The following is a 539-nucleotide window of genomic DNA, read 5'->3' as shown; positions in this document are numbered from 1 at the left end:
ATAGCCTTTTGTGAACGATGGTGAGTTGAAGTAGTGATAATTTCTACTCGTACAGCACTCCAAACCTCAAAGGCATATTTAAATAATAAATATTTACTTTCTGTGTTTACCTGAGTCCTCCAAACATCAGGAGAATACCAAGTCCAGCCAACGTTGAGGTTCTTATGTATTTTAGAAATTCTCAAATATCGAGTCATTCCAACCATTTTATTTAGCTTGTTATCAAAAACAGCGTATGGGAATTCATCGCCCCGTTCTCTTCCTGAAATTGCAGTTATTATAAAATCTTCCATCTCTTTTTCAGTATGTATTTTTATAGGTAGGTTTGCCCATATTTCAGGCGAACGTGAGCATTGAAATAATAAGTCGGTTTGTTCAACTTCTAAAGGGATTAATGTTACTCTTTCGCCTTGTAAATGAACAAAATTCATAGAAATAAGTTCCCTCCATTCAGTGTTAAAAAAACTATACTCTCGAACTAAATCAAATAAGGTTAGTTAGATAAATATTACCATAAAAATACATTCCGTTGTTCAACT

Annotated in this window: 1 protein-coding gene; it reads right to left on the bottom strand. The window is 33.4% G+C overall.

Annotation, left to right across the window (positions count from 1 at the left end):
• The coding region (locus AC6CHR_RS25075) for a GNAT family N-acetyltransferase (RefSeq protein ID WP_498251904.1) at positions 1 to 431 on the bottom strand (431 nt) is incomplete at its 3' end.
• Positions 432 to 539: the final 108 nt, after the last annotated feature.

Source organism: Metabacillus sp. GQ13 (genome assembly GCF_059758525.1).
Note: the sequence above shows the minus strand (reverse complement) of the source record. Positions and strands in the feature narration are given on the sequence as shown.